Raw genomic sequence first — 2,009 nt, 5'->3', positions numbered from 1 at the left:
ATAAGATAAGGCTCTAAAACATCCTCAATTGTCCCACGCTCTTCACCAATTGCAGCAGCCAGGCTTTCCACCCCTACCGGACCTCCGCCGAAGTTTTCTATCATGGTAAGCAAGAGGCGACGATCCATTCGATCAAACCCAGATTCGTCAACGCTCAGCATATTCAGCGCCCCATCTGCAACCGCTTGGGTGATCCGTCCGTCCCCCTTAACTTCTGCAAAATCCCTGACCCGACGTAACAAGCGATTCGCGATACGAGGAGTACCACGGGAGCGCTTTGCAATTTCTACCGCGCCCTGCTCTTGTATCTCAATGCCAGACAGCCTTGCCGAACGGGTTACAATCGACGACAAATCCGGAATGTTATAAAACTCTAAACGCTGAACGATTCCAAAGCGGTCTCGCAAAGGAGATGTCAAAAGCCCGGCTCTCGTAGTAGCGCCAACGAGCGTAAACGGCGGTAAATCGAGTTTTATTGACCGAGCGGCAGGCCCCTCTCCTATCATGATATCAAGCTGATAATCTTCCATCGCAGGATATAGAACCTCCTCAACATTTGCGCTGAGACGGTGTATTTCATCGATAAAAAGAATATCGCCCTCATCTAGATTTGTTAGTAGAGCGGCCAAGTCCCCCGCTTTCTCTAACACCGGCCCAGATGTAGACAGTATGTTTGACTCAAGCTCATTAGAGAGGATATTTGCAAGTGTGGTTTTGCCTAGCCCGGGAGGGCCAAAAATCAATACATGATCAAGGGCTTCCTGGCGTTTTTTTGCAGCCTCGACAAAAATACTCATCTGCTCTTTGACTACAGGCTGACCCACATAGTCAGATAATAACTTAGGACGGATTGCCCTATCCTGCTGGTCTTCTATATTGCGCCGTCCCTCGGGACTCGGTTGTGCTGAAACAAGCCGATCTGCTTCGATCATCAGATTATTTTACTTAATAATGAATTGATTTTAGTTTAACCCTCTAAAGACCTAGAGAAAGTTAAATATCAGTCAGAAGCTAGAAAGCCAACGGACCTAACTAGCCTGCTTTAACGTCGAACAATTAACTCAACGAACGGAGCGTAGCCTTAATCAGATCCTGCACTGACATACCATCTGCATAATGCTTCTTAACAAGCTTTGCAGCATCGGCAGGCTTATAACCTAACGCGACTAGAGCTGCTTCCGCTTCATCTTCAATACCGCTACTTCCCGCAATTTCAAGCGGTAAAGCAACGTCTGCCGCCAGAACGGCCTCGGGCACAATCTTCAATTTATCTCGCAACTCAATTAACAATCGCTCAGCAGTCTTTTTACCAATACCAGGTAACTTTACCAAAGCACTCACGTCCTCCTGATCGACGCATGACTGAAGATCTCGAGCACTCAGCCCCGAAAGAATTGCAATCCCAAGTTTAGGTCCAACTCCGTTCACTTTGATCAATATTCGAAAAGTATCGCGGTCAAGATTGGAGTTGAATCCATACAACAATTGGGCATCTTCTCTGACAACAAAATGGGTATATAGTTCGACTACCTCTCCCTTTTCCGGCAAATCAAAAGCTGTACTAATCGGCACTTCCAGCTCATAGCATAAGCCATTTACATCAATCAAAGCCTGATGAGTCGTTTTAGCCTCAAGCAAACCTTTTATCTTTCCAATCATAATTAACTCACTCTACCGCGACGACTTTTTGAAGCACCGCTTATTCGAATTAGATTCTGCTGCATATGAGCATGACAAAGTGCGATCGCTAGCGCATCCGCTGCATCAGCCTGAGGATCTGCATTCAAGCCCAGCAGATGTACAACCATATGCTTCACCTGCGCTTTATCGGCCGAACCCTTGCCAACTAACGCCTGCTTAACTTTACGCGCAGCATATTCACTCGCTGGCAAGCCCATTATATTTGCTGCAACAAGCGCCGCTCCGCGGGCCTGACCAAGCTTTAATGCAGAATCTGCATTCCTCGCCATAAAGACGTCCTCGATTGCAAACTCATCGGGGTCATATTG

Annotated in this window: 3 protein-coding genes; all 3 read right to left on the bottom strand. The window is 47.1% G+C overall.

Going from position 1 to position 2,009, the window contains the following annotated elements; genetic code table 11:
* Positions 1–932: Holliday junction branch migration DNA helicase RuvB (gene ruvB, locus A3750_RS13110; RefSeq protein WP_068548351.1), on the bottom strand; the 932-nt coding region annotated here is incomplete at its 3' end.
* A gap of 124 nt (positions 933–1,056) precedes the next feature.
* On the bottom strand, positions 1,057–1,659 hold the full coding sequence (ruvA, locus tag A3750_RS13105; protein ID WP_068458516.1) for a Holliday junction branch migration protein RuvA: 603 nt from the start codon (positions 1,657–1,659) through the stop codon (positions 1,057–1,059).
* Between the two features lie 2 nt (positions 1,660–1,661).
* On the bottom strand, positions 1,662–2,009 hold a 348-nt coding region (ruvC, locus tag A3750_RS13100), incomplete at its 5' end, for a crossover junction endodeoxyribonuclease RuvC (RefSeq protein ID WP_068548350.1).

This window comes from Oleiphilus sp. HI0079, from assembly GCF_001635105.1.
This window is presented reverse-complemented; position numbering and strand designations above follow the sequence as displayed.

Excerpts from the sequence above, each read along its gene's own strand:
- ruvA (WP_068458516.1), bottom strand. The coding sequence starts at position 1,659 with ATGATTGGAAAGATAAAAGGTTTGCTTGAGGCTAAAACGACTCATCAG.